At 42.7% G+C, this 20,382-nt stretch carries 24 protein-coding genes; 22 read left to right on the top strand and 2 right to left on the bottom strand.

The window, feature by feature from the left end; translation table 11 throughout:
- Nucleotides 1-50: 50 nt before the first annotated feature.
- The 6 genes from ASD24_RS04220 to ASD24_RS04195 all read left to right on the top strand — a co-directional run bounded on the left by ASD24_RS04220 (nucleotide 51) and on the right by ASD24_RS04195 (nucleotide 5,020).
- The gene (locus tag ASD24_RS04220) at nucleotides 51-695 is read left to right on the top strand and encodes a TetR/AcrR family transcriptional regulator (protein WP_442952577.1); all 645 of its coding nucleotides are present in this window, start codon (nucleotides 51-53) and stop codon (nucleotides 693-695) included.
- Between the two features lie 38 nt (nucleotides 696-733).
- Nucleotides 734-1,867 (top strand): NAD(P)/FAD-dependent oxidoreductase, encoded by a 1,134-nt coding sequence (locus ASD24_RS04215; RefSeq protein WP_056691934.1) that lies wholly within the window; start codon nucleotides 734-736, stop codon nucleotides 1,865-1,867.
- Between the two features lie 44 nt (nucleotides 1,868-1,911).
- On the top strand, nucleotides 1,912-2,199 hold the full coding sequence (locus ASD24_RS04210; RefSeq protein ID WP_056691930.1) for a hypothetical protein: 288 nt from the start codon (nucleotides 1,912-1,914) through the stop codon (nucleotides 2,197-2,199).
- A gap of 79 nt (nucleotides 2,200-2,278) precedes the next feature.
- Entirely contained in the window at nucleotides 2,279-2,821 is a 543-nt protein-coding gene (locus ASD24_RS04205; RefSeq protein ID WP_056691926.1) for a GNAT family N-acetyltransferase, read from the top strand.
- 106 nt (nucleotides 2,822-2,927) lie between these two features.
- Complete coding sequence (locus ASD24_RS29840; RefSeq protein WP_082560259.1) at nucleotides 2,928-3,299, top strand: hypothetical protein; 372 nt, start codon at nucleotides 2,928-2,930, stop codon at nucleotides 3,297-3,299.
- 2 nt (nucleotides 3,300-3,301) lie between these two features.
- A complete protein-coding gene (locus ASD24_RS04195) occupies nucleotides 3,302-5,020 on the top strand; it encodes an ABC transporter ATP-binding protein (RefSeq protein WP_056691922.1) in 1,719 nt (572 codons plus the stop codon).
- Nucleotides 5,021-5,240: 220 nt separating this feature from the next.
- Here ASD24_RS04195 and ASD24_RS04190 read toward each other — a convergent pair whose 3' ends face one another.
- Nucleotides 5,241-6,164, bottom strand: coding sequence for an AraC family transcriptional regulator (locus tag ASD24_RS04190; protein ID WP_056691919.1), 924 nt, complete (start codon nucleotides 6,162-6,164; stop codon nucleotides 5,241-5,243).
- A gap of 150 nt (nucleotides 6,165-6,314) precedes the next feature.
- Between ASD24_RS04190 and ASD24_RS30905 the strand changes: the two genes are divergently transcribed.
- From ASD24_RS30905 to ASD24_RS04130, 13 genes are all read left to right on the top strand, one after another.
- Nucleotides 6,315-6,470, top strand: coding sequence for a hypothetical protein (locus ASD24_RS30905; protein WP_235540340.1), 156 nt, complete (start codon nucleotides 6,315-6,317; stop codon nucleotides 6,468-6,470).
- A gap of 34 nt (nucleotides 6,471-6,504) precedes the next feature.
- Nucleotides 6,505-7,134: a pentapeptide repeat-containing protein gene (locus ASD24_RS04185; RefSeq protein WP_056691916.1), complete on the top strand. Its 630-nt coding sequence runs from the start codon at nucleotides 6,505-6,507 to the stop codon at nucleotides 7,132-7,134.
- A gap of 46 nt (nucleotides 7,135-7,180) precedes the next feature.
- On the top strand, nucleotides 7,181-7,756 hold the full coding sequence (locus ASD24_RS04180) for a TetR/AcrR family transcriptional regulator (protein ID WP_056691913.1): 576 nt from the start codon (nucleotides 7,181-7,183) through the stop codon (nucleotides 7,754-7,756).
- Nucleotides 7,757-7,818: 62 nt separating this feature from the next.
- The gene (locus ASD24_RS04175; RefSeq protein ID WP_200956124.1) at nucleotides 7,819-8,859 is read left to right on the top strand and encodes an NADH:flavin oxidoreductase; all 1,041 of its coding nucleotides are present in this window, start codon (nucleotides 7,819-7,821) and stop codon (nucleotides 8,857-8,859) included.
- A 322-nt stretch (nucleotides 8,860-9,181) separates the two neighbouring features.
- Complete coding sequence (locus ASD24_RS04170; protein WP_056691910.1) at nucleotides 9,182-10,108, top strand: cation diffusion facilitator family transporter; 927 nt, start codon at nucleotides 9,182-9,184, stop codon at nucleotides 10,106-10,108.
- A 266-nt stretch (nucleotides 10,109-10,374) separates the two neighbouring features.
- Nucleotides 10,375-12,390, top strand: coding sequence for a glycosyl hydrolase 115 family protein (locus ASD24_RS04165; protein WP_056691907.1), 2,016 nt, complete (start codon nucleotides 10,375-10,377; stop codon nucleotides 12,388-12,390).
- 319 nt (nucleotides 12,391-12,709) lie between these two features.
- The gene (locus ASD24_RS04160) at nucleotides 12,710-13,066 is read left to right on the top strand and encodes a DUF4234 domain-containing protein (RefSeq protein ID WP_056691904.1); all 357 of its coding nucleotides are present in this window, start codon (nucleotides 12,710-12,712) and stop codon (nucleotides 13,064-13,066) included.
- A complete protein-coding gene (locus ASD24_RS04155) occupies nucleotides 13,041-13,445 on the top strand; it encodes a DUF2752 domain-containing protein (protein WP_235540338.1) in 405 nt (134 codons plus the stop codon). Before ASD24_RS04160 ends, ASD24_RS04155 begins: the two co-directional genes overlap by 26 nt.
- 276 nt (nucleotides 13,446-13,721) lie before the next feature.
- On the top strand, nucleotides 13,722-14,174 hold the full coding sequence (locus tag ASD24_RS04150; protein ID WP_056691901.1) for a hypothetical protein: 453 nt from the start codon (nucleotides 13,722-13,724) through the stop codon (nucleotides 14,172-14,174).
- A 221-nt stretch (nucleotides 14,175-14,395) separates the two neighbouring features.
- Nucleotides 14,396-14,815, top strand: a complete 420-nt coding sequence (locus tag ASD24_RS04145; RefSeq protein ID WP_056691897.1) for an organic hydroperoxide resistance protein — start codon at nucleotides 14,396-14,398, stop codon at nucleotides 14,813-14,815.
- A 299-nt stretch (nucleotides 14,816-15,114) separates the two neighbouring features.
- The gene (locus tag ASD24_RS04140; RefSeq protein ID WP_056691895.1) at nucleotides 15,115-16,095 is read left to right on the top strand and encodes an aldo/keto reductase; all 981 of its coding nucleotides are present in this window, start codon (nucleotides 15,115-15,117) and stop codon (nucleotides 16,093-16,095) included.
- A 173-nt stretch (nucleotides 16,096-16,268) separates the two neighbouring features.
- Nucleotides 16,269-16,856 carry a sugar O-acetyltransferase gene (locus tag ASD24_RS04135; RefSeq protein ID WP_056691891.1) on the top strand — a complete coding sequence of 196 codons (588 nt, stop codon included), beginning with the start codon at nucleotides 16,269-16,271 and terminating at the stop codon, nucleotides 16,854-16,856.
- A 33-nt stretch (nucleotides 16,857-16,889) separates the two neighbouring features.
- On the top strand, nucleotides 16,890-17,783 hold the full coding sequence (locus ASD24_RS04130) for an alpha/beta hydrolase (protein ID WP_056691888.1): 894 nt from the start codon (nucleotides 16,890-16,892) through the stop codon (nucleotides 17,781-17,783).
- A gap of 117 nt (nucleotides 17,784-17,900) precedes the next feature.
- On the opposite strand, the gene ASD24_RS04125 is transcribed toward ASD24_RS04130, so the two are convergent.
- Nucleotides 17,901-18,434, bottom strand: coding sequence for a 2'-5' RNA ligase family protein (locus ASD24_RS04125; protein ID WP_056691886.1), 534 nt, complete (start codon nucleotides 18,432-18,434; stop codon nucleotides 17,901-17,903).
- A gap of 221 nt (nucleotides 18,435-18,655) precedes the next feature.
- Here ASD24_RS04125 and ASD24_RS04120 point away from each other — a divergent pair, with 221 nt between their 5' ends.
- From ASD24_RS04120 to ASD24_RS04110, 3 genes are all read left to right on the top strand, one after another.
- Nucleotides 18,656-19,006, top strand: a complete 351-nt coding sequence (locus ASD24_RS04120) for an Asp23/Gls24 family envelope stress response protein (RefSeq protein ID WP_056691882.1) — start codon at nucleotides 18,656-18,658, stop codon at nucleotides 19,004-19,006.
- Nucleotides 19,007-19,089: 83 nt separating this feature from the next.
- Entirely contained in the window at nucleotides 19,090-19,698 is a 609-nt protein-coding gene (locus ASD24_RS04115) for a GNAT family N-acetyltransferase (protein WP_056691879.1), read from the top strand.
- A gap of 81 nt (nucleotides 19,699-19,779) precedes the next feature.
- Nucleotides 19,780-20,346 (top strand): TetR/AcrR family transcriptional regulator, encoded by a 567-nt coding sequence (locus tag ASD24_RS04110; protein WP_056691877.1) that lies wholly within the window; start codon nucleotides 19,780-19,782, stop codon nucleotides 20,344-20,346.
- Nucleotides 20,347-20,382: the final 36 nt, after the last annotated feature.

Genomic DNA, 20,382 nt, shown 5'->3' with positions numbered 1-20,382 from the left:
CATATCTGTTGTGTATTTCGGACATAAACGACTCATTATTCAAAATTGTAATGTTAAAAATTGAAGGAGGTTTGATGATGATGAGACAGGACAAGAAGTTGTCTACACCTACAGATCCTCGTATTCTGAGAACGAGACAGCTCATACGCGATGCCTTTGTTGATTTGTTGCAAGAGATGGATATTGAGAAGTTATCTGTTAATCGCATAGCAGAACGAGCAACCATTAACCGGGTAACCTTTTATCTTCATTATCGTGATATCACAGATATGATGGAGAAGATGGCTGACGAGATGATTGAACAGATTGAAGGAATCGTTCAAGATCACGGTGCTCTATTTGAGAATGAAGCAAATGAGGATGAACCATGGCCGGTGCTCGTCAAATTGCTTGAGCATTTTGCTGAGAATTCAAAGTTTTATAAAGTTGTACTTGCTTCCAAGCGAACACCGATCTTTACTGAAGGGTTATTAAAGTTATTAAGCAAGCTGGTTACAGCCAAAATCGAAAAAATGGAAAGCCATAGCCCGCTTGCTAATGTAGGCATTCATAAGGAAATCGCTATCTGGTATGGGTCTTCTGCGTTAATTGGTACAATTGTCGCGTGGCTTCGTTCAGATATGCCATATTCGCCACATTTTCTAGCGAAGCAATTCTCGCTGATTCGGTCGCATAGCTACAAGGATTTAATATAGTTATAATGAGTGAAGTGATCTAGGAAGGGAATGTAATAATGAAGAAAGTTATCATAGTAGGTTCAGGCATACTTGGTGCAGCGACTGCTTATCAACTGGCTAAATTAGGAGCAGACGTACATATCGTTGACCGAAAGGATGCAGGGCAAGCAACGGATGCCGCTGCTGGTATCATCTGTCCTTGGTTATCTCAACGGCGTAATCAAGCCTGGTACCAGCTTGCCAAGGCTGGAGCTCGTTTTTATCCTGGCTTAATTGAAGATTTAGAACGTGAAGGGGAAACGGAAACGGGCTATGCGAGAGTTGGAGCTCTCAGCATCCATCGGGATATAGAGAAAATTCACAAGATGGAAGAACGGGCACAGCAGCGAAAGGTAGATGCACCAGAGATCGGAGATATCATTCGAATGGATGAGGCAGAGACTCTTGCGAACTTTCCGCTGCTCGAACAAGGCTATCACTCCCTTTATATTAGCGGAGCTGCGCGAATAGATGGACGTGCACTTCGGGATGCAATGATTCGATCTGCACAGAGACATGGTGCAGTTCTAATCGAAGGAGATGCTTCTCTCTTGTACGAGGGAACACGCGTAAGCGGCGTGCATGTGAATGGACAAGATCTAATAGCGGATACGGTCGTTGTCTGTGCAGGCGCATGGGCACAATCGATATTAAGACCATTGGGCATGGAATTCAAAGTCAGCTTCCAGAAGGCACAGATTATGCATTTACAGGCCGCTGATCATCATGATGCGGGCAAATGGCCTGTTGTCATGCCGCCTACGGATCAGTATTTGCTTACATTTGACCAACAGAAGGTTGTTATTGGTGCTACACATGAGAACGAAATTGTAGGATACGATACAAGAGTAACACCAGGTGGGATGCAGGAAATTTTGCACAAAGGGCTAGAGCTGGCACCTGGGTTAGCTGATAGTACCTTTGATGAAGTCCGTGTTGGCTTCAGACCGTTCACGCCGGGATTCCTTCCCGTGCTTGGTGAAGTCCCTGGATGGTCAGGCATTATCGCAGCCAATGGGCTTGGCGCATCGGGACTAACAATGGGGCCATTCATCGGCAATCAATTAGCCAAATTAGCACTGGATATGGAGCTGGACATCGATATTGAGCCTTATAGGCTTGATCATGCAGTGGAGCCTATTTCATCATAAGCTGAGATAACTCAACCGTAATGAACTGTGAAATGAGGTGAACTATGACGTATTCACAGCGATCCACTCACGCCGCTGCTTCGTCTGATATAACTTATTTGGAGTATCAGATCGGTCAGACGGAGGAGCATTTGAAGGAAGCCGAAGAAGTTATAGAGGTGAAAAAGCAACAGCTCGAACAACATCGTGCTTCAGCATCACAGGATCGAGAGGTATACGAAGAAGTGGAAATTCAGCTAATGGATGAGATTGCTCAGCAACAGACAGTGATTGAAACCATTCGTAAACGTTTGGCGGAGCTGGACGAGGAATTAGCGTTGCTGGGTGATTAATTTGTGAGACTGGGAAAGTCGCCAACAGGCGACTTTTTCTTGTAACATGCTGATTTAAATGATGAAGAGGTGACTGGATATGAAGAGGTATGATGGGCAGCGAATCTACATTCGATTATTAAGTGTGGAAGATGCGCGAGATATGTTGAATTTACAGATAAGAAACCGGGAGGTCTTTGAAAAGATAACGGCTAGTGAACGAACAGAGGCTTTCTATACGTTGGAAGGTCAAGTAGCGCTATTGGAGAAGTGGGTGCAGGCTAGGGAGGATGGAACAAGATATTCTTTTGGCATTTTCCTACGTTCCACGGATGAGCTCATTGGTGAAGTTTCCATGTTCGAAATAGAGCTGAACTTGGCCAAAAAATGGATTGTAGGTTATGTCCTAGACCAACATCATAATGGTCAAGGCTACATGAGCGAAGCGCTGCAGCTATTATTTGATTTTGCGTTGCACAAAGTAGGCATTGAGCGCCTGGAAGCAGGTGCCTTACCGGATAATATAGGCTCGATCAGGGTTCTTGAGAAAGCAGGATTCAGACAAATAGGGGTTCAATCCATCGTAGTCAACGGAATATTGAAAGAGCATGTGATGTATGCTATTACATTAAAGCTAAGTTAGTATTGAAAATATATGGAATAAATAGGTTGACAGTTCCTTGCTGTTTGTATACGATTGTATACATTGGCGTATGCGATTGTATACATACCTAGAGGAGTGTTGTGATATGAAAGATCGACGCAACGATGGACGAGGTAGAGAAGGGGTTCTAAATGAGCGTTCTGGTCGTAGCAGGGGCGAAGGAGAACGTCATGGTGAACGGCCTGGACGTGGTGGAGGACAAGGTAAGCCATTTGGTGGTCGAGGTGGTGGTGGTGCCCAAACGTTTCGCAGAGGCAGAGTCCTGCTGTTTCTTGAGCAAATGCAGAATCATCGGACTACACTGGCTAGACAACTGACACAAGAAGAGTTCGAGCATATTCGTCCTGTAATCAGCGGCGAGCTGAAGGCTATGGATCAGGTGATTGATGAGTATATTCATCTCTTCGAACTTGAAGAAGAACATGCTAGTAACACTAAGGATTTGGAGAGTGACTAAGAATGATTCGTCGTTTTTTCTCGTATTACCGCCCGTATAAGAAACTGTTTATGATCGACTTTGGTTGTGCGGTCGTTGCGGGTCTTCTCGAACTAGCTTTTCCGCTAGCCGTGAGTAAATTTATTAATGATCTGTTGCCAGGACAGGATTGGCCTTTGATCTTACTTGCATCAATCGCATTACTTGCGATTTACGCATTAAATACCGTCCTGAACTATGTTGTTACCTATTGGGGACATATGTTAGGAATTAATATTGAGACCAACATGCGTGCCAAAATGTTTGCTCATTTACAGAAGCTTTCCTTCCGGTTCTTCGATAATCGTAAGACAGGTCATCTCATTGGTCATCTCACGAACGATCTGAATGATATTGGGGAGGTTGCTCACCATGGTCCAGAAGATGTATTTATCGCAATTATGACCTTAATCGGCTCATTCTCACTTATGGCGTATATTAATCTGGAGCTTGCGCTATTAACGTTTATTATTATCCCGTTCATGGGATGGATTATCATTGTATTTGGTGGACGTATGACGAAGACCTATCGACGCCTATTCGGTGATGTAGGTAATTTTAATGCTCGTATTGAAGATAACGTTGGTGGCATTCGTGTTGTACAATCATTTGCCAATGAAGAGCATGAGAAGAAACTCTTTTCGGTAGATAACGAGAACTTCCGTAAGACCAAGCTGCTGGCGTACAAAACGATGGCAAAAAGCATTTCGGTGAGTTATATGCTGATGCGATTGGTTACAGTGTTTGTTATGGTGTGCGGTGCTTGGTTCTTCATTGAAGGCAAAATTAATATGGGTGAATTCATGGCATTCTTGTTGCTATCGAATATTTTCTTCCGTCCAATTGAGAAGATTAATGCTGTCATTGAGAGTTATCCGAAGGGTATTGCAGGATTCAAACGTTACCTGGAGATTATCGATACTGAACCCGAGATTGCAGACTCCAAAAATGCCGTCGAATTAACCGATGTCCGTGGTAATATTCGCTTCGAGCATGTTTCGTTTGGTTATGAGGACAGCCGCCGAATACTTAACGACATTAGCCTTACTGTCAAACCAGGGGAGACCGTTGCATTCGTTGGGCCTTCCGGTGCGGGGAAAACTACCATCTGTAGCTTGCTTCCACGCTTCTATGAGGTACAGGAAGGACGAATCACCGTAGATGGGACGGATATTCGAGAGGTGAAGTTGGAATCGTTACGTAGACAGATCGGGATTGTACAGCAAGATGTTTTCCTTTTCTCGGGTACCATTAAGGAAAATATTGCGTACGGTGATCTATCTGCAACGGATGATCAGATCTGGGATGCAGCGCGTCGTGCTTCCTTGGAAGAACTCATTCGAAGTCTTCCGGATGGCATGGACACCGTCATTGGTGAGCGAGGAGTCAAGCTGTCGGGAGGACAGAAACAACGCCTGTCCATCGCGCGTATGTTCCTGAAGAATCCACCGATTCTTATTCTGGACGAAGCAACCTCTGCACTAGATACGGAGACGGAAGCGTTGATTCAGAAATCTCTGGCTGAGCTGTCAGTAGGCAGAACAACCCTTGTTATTGCGCATCGATTAACTACGATTCAAAATGCGGATCGCATCATCGTTGTGAACGAAGATGGGATCGCGGAGCAGGGGAGTCATCAGGAGCTTGTTGCAGCCGGAGGCATTTACAGTCGGCTTCACCAAGTGCAATATAGCCAATCATAAGTTTGAGCATGAGTACAATTCATATGAGTACAAATGATATGAGTTTAAATGAATGTGTGAATAGATGCATAAATGATCATGTGATCAAATGACCAAACCGCGCATAATGCGCGGTTTTTTTCTTGTCTAAAGTTTTAACAATAGGACACGAACTAAGAACTGTGAGCTATAGATCGAACAATAGTCCGAATATAGACCCAATATAGTCTAAAGTTTGATCCTACACATCGTTCCCAATTAGATCGTATTTTTCTCTTAGCTTTTTGATATCCGCTCTCGGCGGTGAACCGAACATTCGGGAGTATTCGCGACTAAACTGCGAGGCGCTCTCGTAACCAACTCGATAGGCCACATCAGCAGCATCCGTCGATTCAGCTAACAGGATTCGACGTGCTTCCTGTAATCGCATTTGTTTCTGGAACTGAATGGGGCTCATCGCTGTAATTTCTTTGAAGTGGCGATGGAACGAAGAAACGCTCATGCGGGCTTTCTCTGCAAGGTCTTCGATTCGAAAAGATTGCTCCCAATGGCGAATTATATATTCAATGGACTCTCTGATCCGATAGGTACTGCTATCTTCAACGGCAATCTGCGCTAATTCGTTCCCATACGAACCCCGCAGAAGCCGATACAAGATCTCTTTCGTGTATAGCGGAGCGAGAAACGGAATTTCTTCCGGCGTATCCAGCAGACGAACCAGACGAATAACGGCATCATGAATGGAGGCTTCCATCTGACCTACAAACAAGGCACGTCTCGCGTTTTCAGTTGGTTTTACTTTCAGATCACATTCATTTAGTACTTCTAGAATTTGATTCGGTGTAAATTCCAATTTGAGACTGAGGTAAGGCATCTCAGGTGATGCTTTGATCACTTGACCCACGACGGGTAGATTCATGGAAGCTAAGAGATAATTAGAAGGACTGTATTCGAATCTCTCCTGTGCGAGCAAAATTTCCTTCTTTCCCTGGGCGATGATACAGAACGAAGGGTTGTACACGCGGTACTCAGGCTCCGTCAGTTTGGAATAGTGAAAGAAGAAAAGCGAAGGAATGATCGTTTTAACGGAACCCTTTAGAAGGGTGTGACGTTTAATCATCTCGGTCAGTTCTATGTGTTGCTGCTCTAGATTTCTTTCGGGCATTTGAATCCTCCTTGCACTTTTGTCAGGCTTTATTATATGTGATAATGGACTACAGTAATAGTAGCATTGATAGGATTAGGCAATGATTTAAGAGGAACAAGATACCTTTACTAACCCTTTGTTCGGCATACTAATGTTCAGGTTATTATTTTGTCGAAGAAGGAAAGTTGGGTGAAGGAATTGAAGAAAATAACAAGGCTGTTCAAGAGTATCGTTGCCGATCGGGTAGCTACGCAGATTAAACAGGAAACCAACATGATCTACAAAGAATCATATCTAGCGTTGTGGATCAAGTTAACTTCGTAAATCTTTAATAAATTCAATAGTCAGGGAGGTAATAATGACAATCGAAGTTCCCCATATTCAAGAGCATTTACTTGATGATGAGACGGTTCACTTTTTGACATCCAAATCAGAATATGACCACAAACGGTTTGAACATATGACACTCGCCAATCAGGAGGCGACAAAGGTTTCCTTCGAGAAGGTTTGGTTCAAAAACGTCATTATATCGGAATCCAGCTTAGAGCATTGTGAATTTACAGATGTGATCTTTGAGAATTGTGATTTCTCTAATGTTAATCTCGCGAATGCCTTCATTCACCGTGCGCATTGGAAAAATTGTAAACTCATCGGAACCGATTTCTCAGATAGTCGGTTGAAAAATGTTGGCTTCTCCAACAGCCTGATAGATTATGCGAATTTCCGATTTTCTAACATGAAGCACGTTGCATGGGAAGAGTGCTCGCTCATCAGTACAGACCTTAGCTATCTGGTCTCTGAGCAACTTGAACTTAGCCGTTGTAAGATGGATCAAGCAATGATGCATGGTACCAAGCTGAATGGTGTTAACCTGAGTACTTGTGATTTTGATTCAATAGGTGTGGATATCGAGAATCTGAAAGGCTGTGTGATCTCGCCATATCAGGCATCTACCTTTGTTGGTTTGTTAGGCATGATTATACAATAGTTGTTAAGTACTTGACTGCGTAGTCAAGAATTGATAAATTAGACACATGAGTAGACCAAGAGAATTTGATGCTGATGTGGTATTACAGCAGTCTATGGAAGTGTTTTGGCGCCAAGGGTACCGAGCGACCTCCTATGAGGACCTCACTCGTACGACAGGTGTCAAGAAACAGAGCTTGTACTGTGTGTTCAGCGACAAACGTTCTTTATTTTTGAAGGCGCTAGCGCTATACCGCGAACAGGCTATTGCCAAGTTGAAAGAGATTGAGTCTTCGCACTCGTCTCCTCTTGACCAGCTAGATGCGATTCGTCATTCTTTATTAGAGCATGAAGTGAGCTGCCAAGGCTGCCTGATGATGAATGCTTCACTTGAATTCGGAGTAGAGGATGAACAGGTTGCGCAACAGATTGAACTCATGTTTGAAGAGAGCCGAGAGCTTCTAGAGAAGATTATCCTAAAGGGTCAAGAGCAGCAATTAATATCTAGTCGTTTCACCAGTCATGAGCTTGCTGCTTATCTTAACAACACCATAGCCGGTGTGAGGGTTATGGGTAAATCGGGTTCATCCCGTGAAGAGATCGAGACGGTTCTGCGGACGTCATTTGGCATGATCGTTGCTTGATCTTTTTTTTACTTCATTCTTGACTGTGTAGTCAAAATAAAAACGAATATGTGGAGGTAATCATGAATCATTCTCAAACCGTAGAAGCGTTGTTCCAACCTATTGAGATCGGAACGTTGAAGTTATCCAATCGAATTGTAATGGCACCGATGACTCGCCAATTTTCCCCGGATGGAATTCCAGGTGAGAACGTTGCAGGATATTACCGCCGTAGAGCAGAGAATGCAGTAGGGTTGATCGTGACCGAAGGAACGATTATTAATCACCCGGATGCATCCAACCAGGCGAATGTACCTCACTTCTATGGGGAAGATGCATTGAAAGGTTGGGCTCAGGTTGTATCTGAGGTACACGAAGCGGGTGGTCGAATTATTCCTCAGATCTGGCACATGGGAGCCAAAGGTCATGTGAACGACTATACAGAAGCAGACATTGCTACAATTGTTCATGAATTCGCAGAGGCTGCTACTGAAGCCAAACGTCTTGGATTTGATGGCATCGAGCTTCATGGAGCACATGGCTACCTGATTGACCAGTTCTTATATGAGAAAACTAATTCACGCACAGACCGTTACGGTGGAGATATGATGTCCCGCACACGTTTTGCGGTTGAAGTCATTGAGGCTTGCCGCGAAGCTGTAGGACCAGAATTCCCGATCGTGCTTCGTTTATCCCAGTGGAAGTCAGATGATTATCAAGCCAAGCTTGCTGAAACTCCCGCATTGCTGGAACAGCTTCTAGCACCGCTAGTTCAAGCTGGTGTTGATATTTTCCACTGCTCTACACGTCGTTTCTGGGAGCCAGAATTCGAAGGTTCTGAACTGAATTTTGCTGGATGGACGAAAAAGCTCACTGGAAAACCAACCATTACCGTGGGATCGATTGGTCTTGACGGGGATTTCACAAGTTTGTTCACAGAAGGTAAAGGAGCTGGCAACGTCGGTATCGATGGTTTGGTTCAACGCCTTCAGAACAATGAGTTCGACTTGGTTGCTGTTGGACGTGCGCTTCTGGTTGATCCTGCATGGGCTAAGAAAATCCAAGAAGGCCGTATAGATGATCTAATCCCCTTCACAAGAGAATCTTTGACTGAGCTGTCTTAATTGGAATTTTGTAATTATAACTTTCTAATTGACTAATCTAATTACTATCTTCTGTACGAAAAGATATTCTTATCAAGCAGTGGCAAACCACAGATGTGGTTCCCACTGCTTTTTTTATTTTTACGAAAGAAGTTCAATATCCAGGATCAACATTGCGTTAAAAGTTGACCTCGTCCAATTTATTTTGACCTCTATCACAATTTTTCGGCAGTCAGATTAAGTTTCACTCGATTCAAAACGTTTCTCTAGACCCACACAATATGCGAGTGATAAGATCATACAGCGAACGAGAAGATGCGGAATCAGGAGGATTCAAAAAAAGATGGATCAGGTGAAGTATGACAATTTAAAATTGGGAGAAAAGGGCGCAATCATCAGTATTATTGCTTACATATGTCTGACTGCAATCAAGATGGTTATTGGATATACATCTAACTCTGAGGCTCTAAAAGCCGATGGTTTAAATAATGCCACAGATATTGTTGCCTCTATAGCCGTGTTGGTCGGATTGAGACTGGCTCAACGGCCGGCAGATAATGATCATACGTATGGTCACTGGAAAGCTGAGACCGTAGCCTCGCTAGTGGCCTCATTTATCATGATGGTTGTAGGTCTTCAGGTGTTGTACGAAGCAGCATCCTCCATATTCGAAGGGAAAAGTGAATCTCCTGATCTCATTGCAGCTTGGACAGGCATCATATGTGCTGCGGTGATGTATTTTGTCTACAGGTACAATAAGAGACTAGCCCTGAAAATCAAGAGTCAGGCTGTCATGGCGGCAGCGAAGGATAATATTTCGGATGCTTGGGTCAGTGTTGGAACGGTGATCGGTATTGTTGGTTCTCAGTTTGGCTTGCCATGGCTTGATCCTTTGACGGCTGTGCTTGTAGGCCTGCTTATCTGCAAAACGGCATGGGGAATCTTCCGTGAAGCCACACATCATCTGACAGATGGATTCGACGAAGCGTTGATTGTTGCTTATCGAGATACGATTTCGAATGTAGACGGTGTAGACGAAGTTAGAGATCTACGAGCACGTAGTTATGGAAACAATGCGGTGGTGGATGTGGTTATCGTCGTTCGTGCGGACATGGATATTCAGACAGCGCATGACATCTCAACGAATGTAGAGGATGAAATGTTTAGAGAATACGATGTGTACACTGTACATGTTCATGTTGAGCCAGGACTAGATGACTCTGGTAAAGAGAATACGGAATATCATTATTCAAAAGAAGCAAACGGATAGTAAGGATACGGCTTCACCTAAGCTTTTATGAAACGGAGTATCATTCTTCAGCATGTAGTTAGAGAGTCGCCTTATGGCGACTTTTTTTCATTTATAGTGAGCATGTCCTAAGAACTTCTAATTGAAATTATGGATATGTCCTAGTTGATGGTTTGATGGGGAAACGATAGTATGAGATGTGAAGTGGATTAATGAATCAGATTCAAGAAACAGAGAAATGAAAGCGTTATTACGAAATGTTATTCATTCTATACTGGAGGGTACTTATGTTTATTTTATCGTCGGATACCAAGATTCATTCAGAGTTAGATACGAAACCCATTCAGCTTGCAATTCAGAGGTTCTATCGTGATCTTGAAATTACATTAAGTACAACCCGGGATATAGAAGTTACGACGGGTGACATCTATTTGAAAAAGAACAGCAACGTACAAGAGGAAGCTTATATGATTGATATTGATCACGACACGCTCACCATTCAAGCCTCTGATAGCTTAGGCTGCATCTATGCACTGAATGAATTGAGCTATACATTCCTTGGAATTCAGCCGTTCTGGTTTTGGAATGATCAAGTGTTGCAACAGGTGCCTTACATAGAGATCGAGACGTCCACCATGGAATCGACCCCAGCTGCTTATCGTTACCGTGGGTGGTTTGTTAACGATGAGGTGTTGATTAATCATTGGACGTTGAATGGAAGCACAGAGGAACCGTGGTTCATGGTCATGGAAGCATTGTTACGCCTAGGTGGTAACATGGTTATTCCGGGTACGGATCATAATTCGAAGAAATACAGTGAACTGGCCACAGATATGGGACTGTGGATTACACATCATCACGCAGAACCCCTGGGCGCAGATATGTTCCTGAGAGCTTACCCGGATCTGAATCCTTCATTTGATGAACATCCCGATCTGTTCCGAGCGCTGTGGGAGCAAGGGGTACAGAAGCAGGCTGACAAGAAGGTGATCTGGAACATTGGTTTCCGGGGGCAGGGAGATCGACCATTTTGGTTAGATGACGAACGTTACGAGACGGATGAGAGCAGAGGACGATTGATTGCTTCAATTATGGAAGAACAGCGCACTATAGTGAGGAAATCGGTGGACAATCCTGTGTTTTGTACGAATTTATATGGCGAAATGGTTGATTTATACCAGAAGGGCTACCTAACCATTCCTGAGGACACCATCAAAATATGGGGCGACAATGGGTACGGTAAAATGGTTGCCAGAAGACAACATGCGGTTGACTCACGAACTGAGGCACTTCCCGCTGAAGATAAGAAGCACGATTCTCACGGTGTGTATTATCATGCCTCATTCTATGATCTACAGGCAGCAAGCCATATGACGATGTTACCGAATTCATTAACAATGGTTAGGGATGAGCTTGTTCATGCACGAGAACGAGGTGTCAATGACTTCCTGATCGTGAATTGTTCCAACGTTAAGCCACATGTATATGTCTTGCAAGCGATCGCTGAGATATGGTCTAACGGGGACTTAGATCATTCAACCTATCCAGAGCGTTATGTAAGAGCCTATTATGAGGGAGAGCATCGTGGAATTGCAGAACTATATCGCAAGTATGCTGATTGTGCCCCAAGGTATGGGAAACATGCGGATGAGGGTTGTGGAGATCAGTTTTACAATTACAGCACACGCCAGTTCGTGTCACAATGGTTGAAGGCTGATACCTTATCTCCCGTGCAAGGCATGAATTGGGCGTGTGATAAGGACAACTTTGCGCAGCAAATTCAGTGGTATGCGGGAAAATGTAGAGAAGCGCTTGAGAGCTATCGTCGTATGTTGAGTAAGACTGCTGATGTCAGAAACGAAATTACGGCAAAAGTCCTTCTAGATGACAGCATTGGTTTGCAGTACCAGATGTATGCTGACTTTGCTGAGGGTGGGCTCGCGTTATGTGAAGCTTACACTCACTATGAGCAACAAGATTACATGAATGCATTTTATCAACTAGGTAGAGCCAAGGAAGCTTATGAATCTGCACACCAGAGCATGATCGACCGAGAACATGGCAAGTGGAGAGGATTCTATCAGAATGACTGCCTGACGGATGTAAAGCAAACCGCCTACTGGTTAGGTATACTGATGGGTGTTGTGAGAAATATCGGTGACGGTCCACATTTCTTCATGTGGCAGCGAGAAGTGTTATATGCGCCTGAGGACAAAAAGGTCATATTGATCACGAATTTTGAGAATCACCTGACTAATGAGGAGTTATATGAGGCAATGAAGAAGAAACAATCTAAGATATAGGTTAATATCTGCTAAAGCAAGCAAAGACTCTCGGATGTGTTCTGAAGGAAGTAGAATCAGATCTCTTCCAGAAGTCTTTGTTTGCTTTTTTTGTTTTTTTCGACAAATAGTGTACAGCTAGATTTAATATGAATATACTGGAATATATCCATAATGATTCCTATGGGTTTTAGCGTCGAAGCATTAATGAAGCTAGAGAGATATACCCGTATGAGGAGGTGAAATTGTGTGCGTCTTTACCTGTGTCAATCATAGTCCACCATGTGAAGAATAAAATGAATTATGTTATTCATTACACAATATGGGGAGGATTAATAGAGTGATTACGAATAGAAGTATAGCTTTATCCATTGTATTTACGATTATCACGTGCGGGTTGTATGGGATTTATTGGTTCTATACGATAACAGAAGATGTGAGCAAACTTAGTGGAGATCGAGATTTCGTTGGATTGAAACATCTGTTATTAACACTCGTGACTTGTGGAATCTGGAGTTACATATGGTCATATCAATTAGGTAAACATTTAGAAGTTGTTCATTACCAACGGAAACAATACAGTCAGGATCACTCGGTTCTGTACCTGGTTCTGATGCTTTTTGGTATGGGCATTATTACTTACGCTTTGGCTCAGTCTGAGATTAACAAATATGCGCATGCGCCTCATCACTACTAATTCTTCTGTTTGTAAAAAGGTGCTTGGGACGATATTGATCGGTGGAGCCGGATATCTATATTTAAAAGTATGGCTGCCTCTAACAGGAATTGGCATTCCATGTGTATTCCATGAAGTTACGGGACTTTACTGCCCAGGGTGTGGTATTACTCGTTCACTCGGGGCTATATTAAGACTCGATATTCACGAAGCCTTTCGATACAATATGCTTATTTTTATATTAGTTCCGCTATATCTGTTGTATATGCTGGCTGTGAAGAAAGATTGGGTCAACCTGAAAAATGGGCTTTTGTACAGTATGTTAGGTCTAACCATCTCATTTGGAATCCTTCGTAATATCCCGATATTCAGTTGGATGGAGCCGACCAGTTTCACATAGATAAAGCGAATAAGCAATCGTTTATCTTGATCATTTCTTTATGAATCACGCTTGTAGAACAAGGCTGCCGCTCCCGGCAGTCTTGTTTTTTTATTTATGTCGAGTCAAGAATCCTACAACATAGGTCATGTGAGTTGAAATTTTTGATGTACTTAGTACAAATGTTATTAATTAACATTTGTACTTTTGTCCTATATACGATTCCATGTTTTGGTAATAGTATTATATAAGTAATTTGAGCACAAATACATACTACCTTAGAGGAGGAATTACTTTTTGTTATTCAATAAAATGATAGGTGTTGGTGTAGCGTTGGCTGTGATACTATCTACCAATTCAGTTACTCCTGGTGCATTAGATGATCGTGTAAAAGAGACGTATACCAATCCTCCAACCAGTTTGGAGAATCTTGACGATTCGGTTATTACTCCTATGGAGTTACATATTATCGAACCAGATACCTTCAGTGGTTACAGTGCATACGAGAGATCGTTTACATTTAATCCTGAAAACGGAGAAGATGCTGATCTATGGATTCATAACACTAGCTCGGATACTATTTATGCAAAAGTTACTGTGGGTAGTCTTTCACCACTTGTCGTTCCTTTTGAGAAAGGGAAACAAAATATAATAAGAATCGGTGTTATAGGTACAACAAGCGTCAAAGTTAATACCTACAGTTCAACAGGACATAAAATTGATATGTCGATCAGTGCTCGACAATTTTAATATTATGGTGCTTAGAGGATATCTCTTATGAGGTATCTTCTTTTTATTTGTGTCGAGAGAAGCCTACAACATAGGCCATGTGAGTTGAGCTAAAAGTACGATCCGAAAAACAAAGAAAATAAAAGCTTTACAACAACAATTCAATTGTGTACAATTCAATTGTAAACAAAAAGATAATCAATAATTAAAAAACTAAAACATTTGCAGAGGAGCTTATTACAATGAAAACTTTATATGAAACTTCAGTGATTAATACCGGTGGACGTCAAGGTGTCGTTCAATCTCCAGATACTGTGTTTATGCTTGATGTGGCTGCACCACCTGAGCTTGGCGGTAAAGTAACTACAGCTACGAATCCGGAGCAATTGTTTGCTGCTGGGTATAGTGCATGCTTCAATTCAGCCTTGGAATATCAACTGAAGAAGCACAATGTAAGCATTGAAAAAAGCACAGTAACTGCAACTGTAATGCTTCAGACCGATCCTTCAGATAACGGCGTTAAGCTGGAAGTTGAGCTTGAAGTGAGAATTGACGGATTGGATGAGGAGCAAGCACAAAAATTCGTAAAACTTGCCCATGACTACTGTCCATATTCCAAAGCCATCAAAGGCAATGTGAATGTAACTGTCAACCTGGACTAAGCCTTAGTCAGATTCGGTGATTGAGAGTAATACCATTGTCAAAAATACGATACAAGAGTTATACCTGAACCAAGGTACTAACCTTTAACTATAGCGTGAGAACACATAACACCTTCAGTAGAATGAATCCTTGTCGTAAGATAAGGGAATCATCTTGAAGGTGTTTTGTTATTGTAATTAATCCTTATAAGAGGATTAGGCAATCATTTGATATAAATGAGGTAACGTTCAACTTCACTTTTGGTACATAATAAAAGACATGAACGGGTAACACATCCAATTGAAGGAGTGAATGAACAATGGAATACGTGAAACTTGGGAATACGGGAATGGATGTTTCGAGATTGTGCCTTGGTTGTATGGGATTTGGGGATGCAAACAAATGGATACATTCCTGGGTGCTTGATGAAGCCAATAGCCGTCCAATCATTCAGAAGGCCGTCGAGATGGGGATTAACTTTTTTGACACGGCCAATATATATTCCATTGGGGCAAGCGAAGAGATTCTTGGACGAGCACTCCATGATTTTGCTAATCGAGATGAGATTGTTATTGCTACGAAAGTCCATGGACGTATGCATGAAGGACCTAACGGTGGGGGACTATCACGTAAGGCCATTATCAGTGAATTAGATAAAAGTCTTAAACGATTGGGCACGGATTACGTCGACCTGTACCAGATTCATCGCTGGGACTACAATACTCCCATTGAAGAAACGATGGAGGCACTGCATGATGTGGTGAAGGCTGGAAAAGTTAGATATATTGGCGCTTCCGCAATGTACGCGTGGCAGTTCTTGAAAGCATTGCATGTGGCTGAAATACATGGATGGACTCGTTTTGTTTCCATGCAAAATCATCTCAACCTTCTATATCGCGAAGAAGAAAGAGAGATGCTCCCTCTATGTAGGGAGGAGAAGATTGGTGTAATTCCTTACAGCCCGCTTGCATCGGGGAGACTGACTAGAGATCCTGAGACAACAACTGAACGATCCGAGTCAGATCACATTCAGAAATCCAAATATGACGCAACCATTGAAACGGATCGTGTTATTGTGGAACGTGTTGCAGAACTTGCAAACAGGTATGAAGTTCCTCGGGCACAGATTGCGCTTGCGTGGTTACTACAGAAACAACCAGTCGCGGCTCCGATTATTGGTGCCACTAAAATTTCGCATCTAGATAATGCCGTTGGGGCATTGTCAGTGAAACTGACCTCTGAAGAAATTTCATTCTTGGAAGAACCGTATGTACCCCATGCCGTCGTAGGTGCTGTATAAATTTTAACATAGAATCAATATGCTATATCACATGAAAGGGTCGCCAACATGGCGACCTTTTCTATTTCAGGGATGGAAGACTTGATTTATTCCATATTCAGCCTATAATTAAAATACATTTAAAAAGTATTATAAATATAAAATTTTACGCAAGTGAAGGAGCTATTATAACTATGGAATCCATCTCTAAGACAGAAAAACAGAAAATGCTGGCTGGCGAGCTTTACAATGCTGCTGATCCTCAACTAAGCCAAGAAAGAGAACAGATCCGGAGAATGACGCGGTTGTACAATCAAACGACAGAGTCTGATGGAGAAATTCGTGTTAAGATGTTAAAAGAAATGTTGGGGTCAACGGGAGACTTTCTGTATATGGAGCCAAATATTCATTTTGATTATGGCTATAACATCCATGTTGGCAACCACTTCTATACCAATTTTAACTGCACCATTCTCGATGTCTGTGAAGTGCGAATCGGAGATCATTGCTTAATGGGACCAGATGTACATATCTATACGGCAACACACCCACTGGATCCTATTCAACGTGCAGCCGGACCGGAGTATGGTAAACCTGTTACCATCGGCAACAATGTCTGGATTGGGGGTAGAGCTATTATCAACCCTGGCGTGAACATTGGTCATAATGTCGTTATCGCTTCAGGTGCGGTTGTGACGAAGGATGTTCCAGATAACGTAGTCGTTGGCGGCAATCCGGCTCGGATCATTAAGGAAATCGAAGTGCAGACTGATTCAGAGTGATTAACCCCATGAATAATGAATGGAGTGAAGACGATGAATGAAGAACAGCAAGAAATGATAACTCAAATACGTGAGAATCCGGTTGATACTGATTCAGGGCTGAAACCAAGCTCCAGTTTCTCTGTACAACGTCAAGAAGTATTCATTCCTACCTCTGTTGGTGAAACTCGTGTCTTGATTTATACTCCTGAGCCCGATCCAGGCGAACCCTTACCTGCATTTATTAATATGCATGGGGGTGGTTTTATCGCTGGGGATGCTGAAGGAGATGATCCTTGGTGCCCGCTCATTGCACATGAAGCTCGTTGTGTCGTTATCAACATTGATTACCGATTGGCTCCTGAGCATAAGTTTCCTACAGCAGTTCATGAATGTTATGACGTAGCTGTGTGGGTGCATGAGCATCCAGAAGAATTCGGAATCCATGCAGAGAAGTTGGCCATCGGAGGACATAGTGCAGGAGGGAACCTAGCAGCGGCTGTGTGTTTGTTGAACAAGCAGCGTGGGGATCAACTGCCAATTGTATTGCAGATACTGGACTATCCACCACTTGATTTGCACACCGATCCTGCACTTAAACCAAGCTTTCCGGAAGCGATTCCTGCAGAAGTGGCTAGAATGTTTAACGCAATGTATTTGGATAATCCAGCCGATGCTCAGAATCCTTTGGCTTCACCAGTGTTCGCCGAGTCTCTTGAGGGCTTGCCGGAGGCTCTAATTATTACTGCGAGCAAGGATTCACTCGCTGCTGAAGCAAGAGACTATGCAGATAAACTTGAACAGCAAGGTGTGAAGGTACATTTCAAACCGTATGAAGACGTGCCACATGGATTCACACATCATGGAGATATAGCCATCGCAGAAGATGCTTGGTATCTGATGTGTGATAAGCTGAAAGATGCATTTTCAAGTGTCGACCCAGAATAGGCCAAAATATATTGATTCGAAGTTAACAGACGTGAAGCCATTCACGTCTGTTTTTTTCTGTTTTGGCTACGTCATTGTAATAATTGACCAACTTAGCCGTGCCCTTCGATATGGCGGTCAACGAGTGAGTGGGATATCCTCAAATGGAGCGTATCGGTTAGGTTCAACTTCTTGGTACACTCGAACGTGCGTTACCATAAAGGTTGGAAAAGGGGCTAATGCATGTTTTGATGTGAGCTTCATTTCTTCAACTTCTGATTCTTGCATCCCCCAGTGGGTTTGACCCAACGTTAAATGAGGATGGAACTCATCCAATTCGAAATATTGTTTGATAAGTTCAGACGGAGGGGCTACGGTTCCTACGAGTAATCTGTGGAATTCATATATTTCTTTGGAACGTACGCCAAGAAAAACAACCTCTTTTCCGAACGCTGATGGCTCTATAAATGTTAACTGGAAACGTTGTACGGACGAGCAAAGCACTTTTACTTTATCAAGCCAGGTTAGATCCGCTGTAAGCCCACCTTGTGCCTTCACTGTGATGTGAGGTTCGGCAACTTCGTTAAGCCGATGATGTTCCCAACGATTACGAAACGAAGTGATCTGATCTTTGTAATCGTCAGGCGGAACGATCGCGATAAAATACTGCACGTTGGCACCGTCTTTCTAGTTTTTATATGGGTATGATGCAATCATACCATCTCATCATCCTCAAAAGGCTCTAGTATTTCTTAAAGGAAGTTGACTTCATATACATAAATGAAATATCATATAATCAAATGATAGTAATAACTATCAAAAGTTTAAAAAAGTTCAAGCATCACCTCTAAAATGCATGTAGTACGAAAAGTTTTATAAAGGGGATGGAGACGATGTTGATTCAAAACGTACTGGGTAAAACGACTTTTTCTAAAGAGGTTGTATCCAAAATTATTGGTAAAACAGTAAGTATGACCGAGGGTATTGGATCGTTGTCTACCGGAATTGTGGAGTCACTTGCACAAAGATTGACTGGCAACCGTATATATAACGGCATCGAGCTACGAGAACAGGACACAGGGTTAGATATTCAATTAAGTGTGATTGTGCGATATGGGATCCGAATGCAGGAAGTGTGCAGAGATCTGCAGGAGAATGTGAGAGCAGCTGTAGAGAATTTCACAGGATTACCGATTAGTACAATTCATATCAAAATTGAAGGTATAGATCTTAGTACTAAATAGATGGTGAATAGCACATAGCATAGCAGCGCGAGCGTTCGCAACCGAATGAATCCTTATCATTAATGATCATAGGAGTGATTAATATGACCAACATTTCCATCGTACAAGCCAACCCGCACTCACTTGCCGGAGCTAAGCTTAATTTAATGGCTGTGGGGGATATTGCCCATACCATAGCGGGGTCGAGCAGCCAGAGCGTCGTTGATGCTACCTTCCGTAAGTTATGGAAGTCTAGAAATAATCGATTCAGTCATGAATATGCCTATGAAGCGAAGATGGGTGATTCAACACTCGGAATGATTACCTGTTTACCAATAACGGTTCTGGATAATCTGGTCAGTTCTACGGTAAAACAACTGTTTTCTCATCGAAAACTAGCTCTAATTGGTTATAGCTTGTTACATCCAAGAGCGTTATTATCTACGATTACTTTAAAGGAAGGATTCGCAGGAGAGTTCCATATTGCCACACTTGCTGCTATGCCCGAGAGCAGAGGGATGGGGATCGGATCACAGCTTATTCATCATGCGGAAGCACAAGCAATCAAGCAGGGATTCAGCCTATGTTCTCTCACTGTAAAAAAAGAAAATCATCTAGCGGCCAAACTTTATGCCAGACTCGGTTATGAGATCACATCCGAAGTGAATAAACCCGCGGTATCCTTATACAGAATGGTGAAAAAGCTGAAATAATGCATAGCTCTAGATTATGGTATACTGGGCAATGAGATGCGAACACATTAAATAGCCATATTTCCCCTGAGGTGTACGAACATGAAAAAAGAAATGTCATCCATGAAACAAACACGGCTGAACGCCATACTTGATGAAGCAACCAAGCTGCTTATTGAGAAGCCTAACGCCTCCATGAATGATATTGCCGATGCAGCTGGCATCGGAATTGCAACATTGCATCGGTATGTGGAGAGCAGGGAACAGCTCATGATTCATCTGGGATTCCGTGCCATTGAAGTTGTTAGTGAGAAGATTCGGGAGTTCCCGCTGACTGAAGAGAACTGTGAGGATTATTTCCCGAACTTAATTGAAGCCCTTATTCCACTTGGAGATAAGATTTATTTCCTGGGACATGATTCTTCTGTAAACTATAATCCAGACATTGAAGGTGCTGATCAGAAGCTAAGAGAGCCTGTCTTGGAAGCGGTTAGTATGCTGCAACAAAGAGGATATTTCCGTCAGGATGTGAATCGTAATTGGATTATTGATGTGTTATATTCGATTCTTTTTCTTACCTGGCAGCAAGTTGTTGATGGACATATCGCTAGAAAATCGGCTGCAGCGCTCGTGGTGGATACGTTCTACAATGGCTTTAAAGCTCGTTGAAGCAAACTCTCATTCGATGTAATATAGCAGAGCAAT

Source organism: Paenibacillus sp. Root52 (assembly GCF_001426865.1).
Lineage (GTDB): Bacteria > Bacillota > Bacilli > Paenibacillales > Paenibacillaceae > Paenibacillus.
This window is presented reverse-complemented; position numbering and strand designations above follow the sequence as displayed.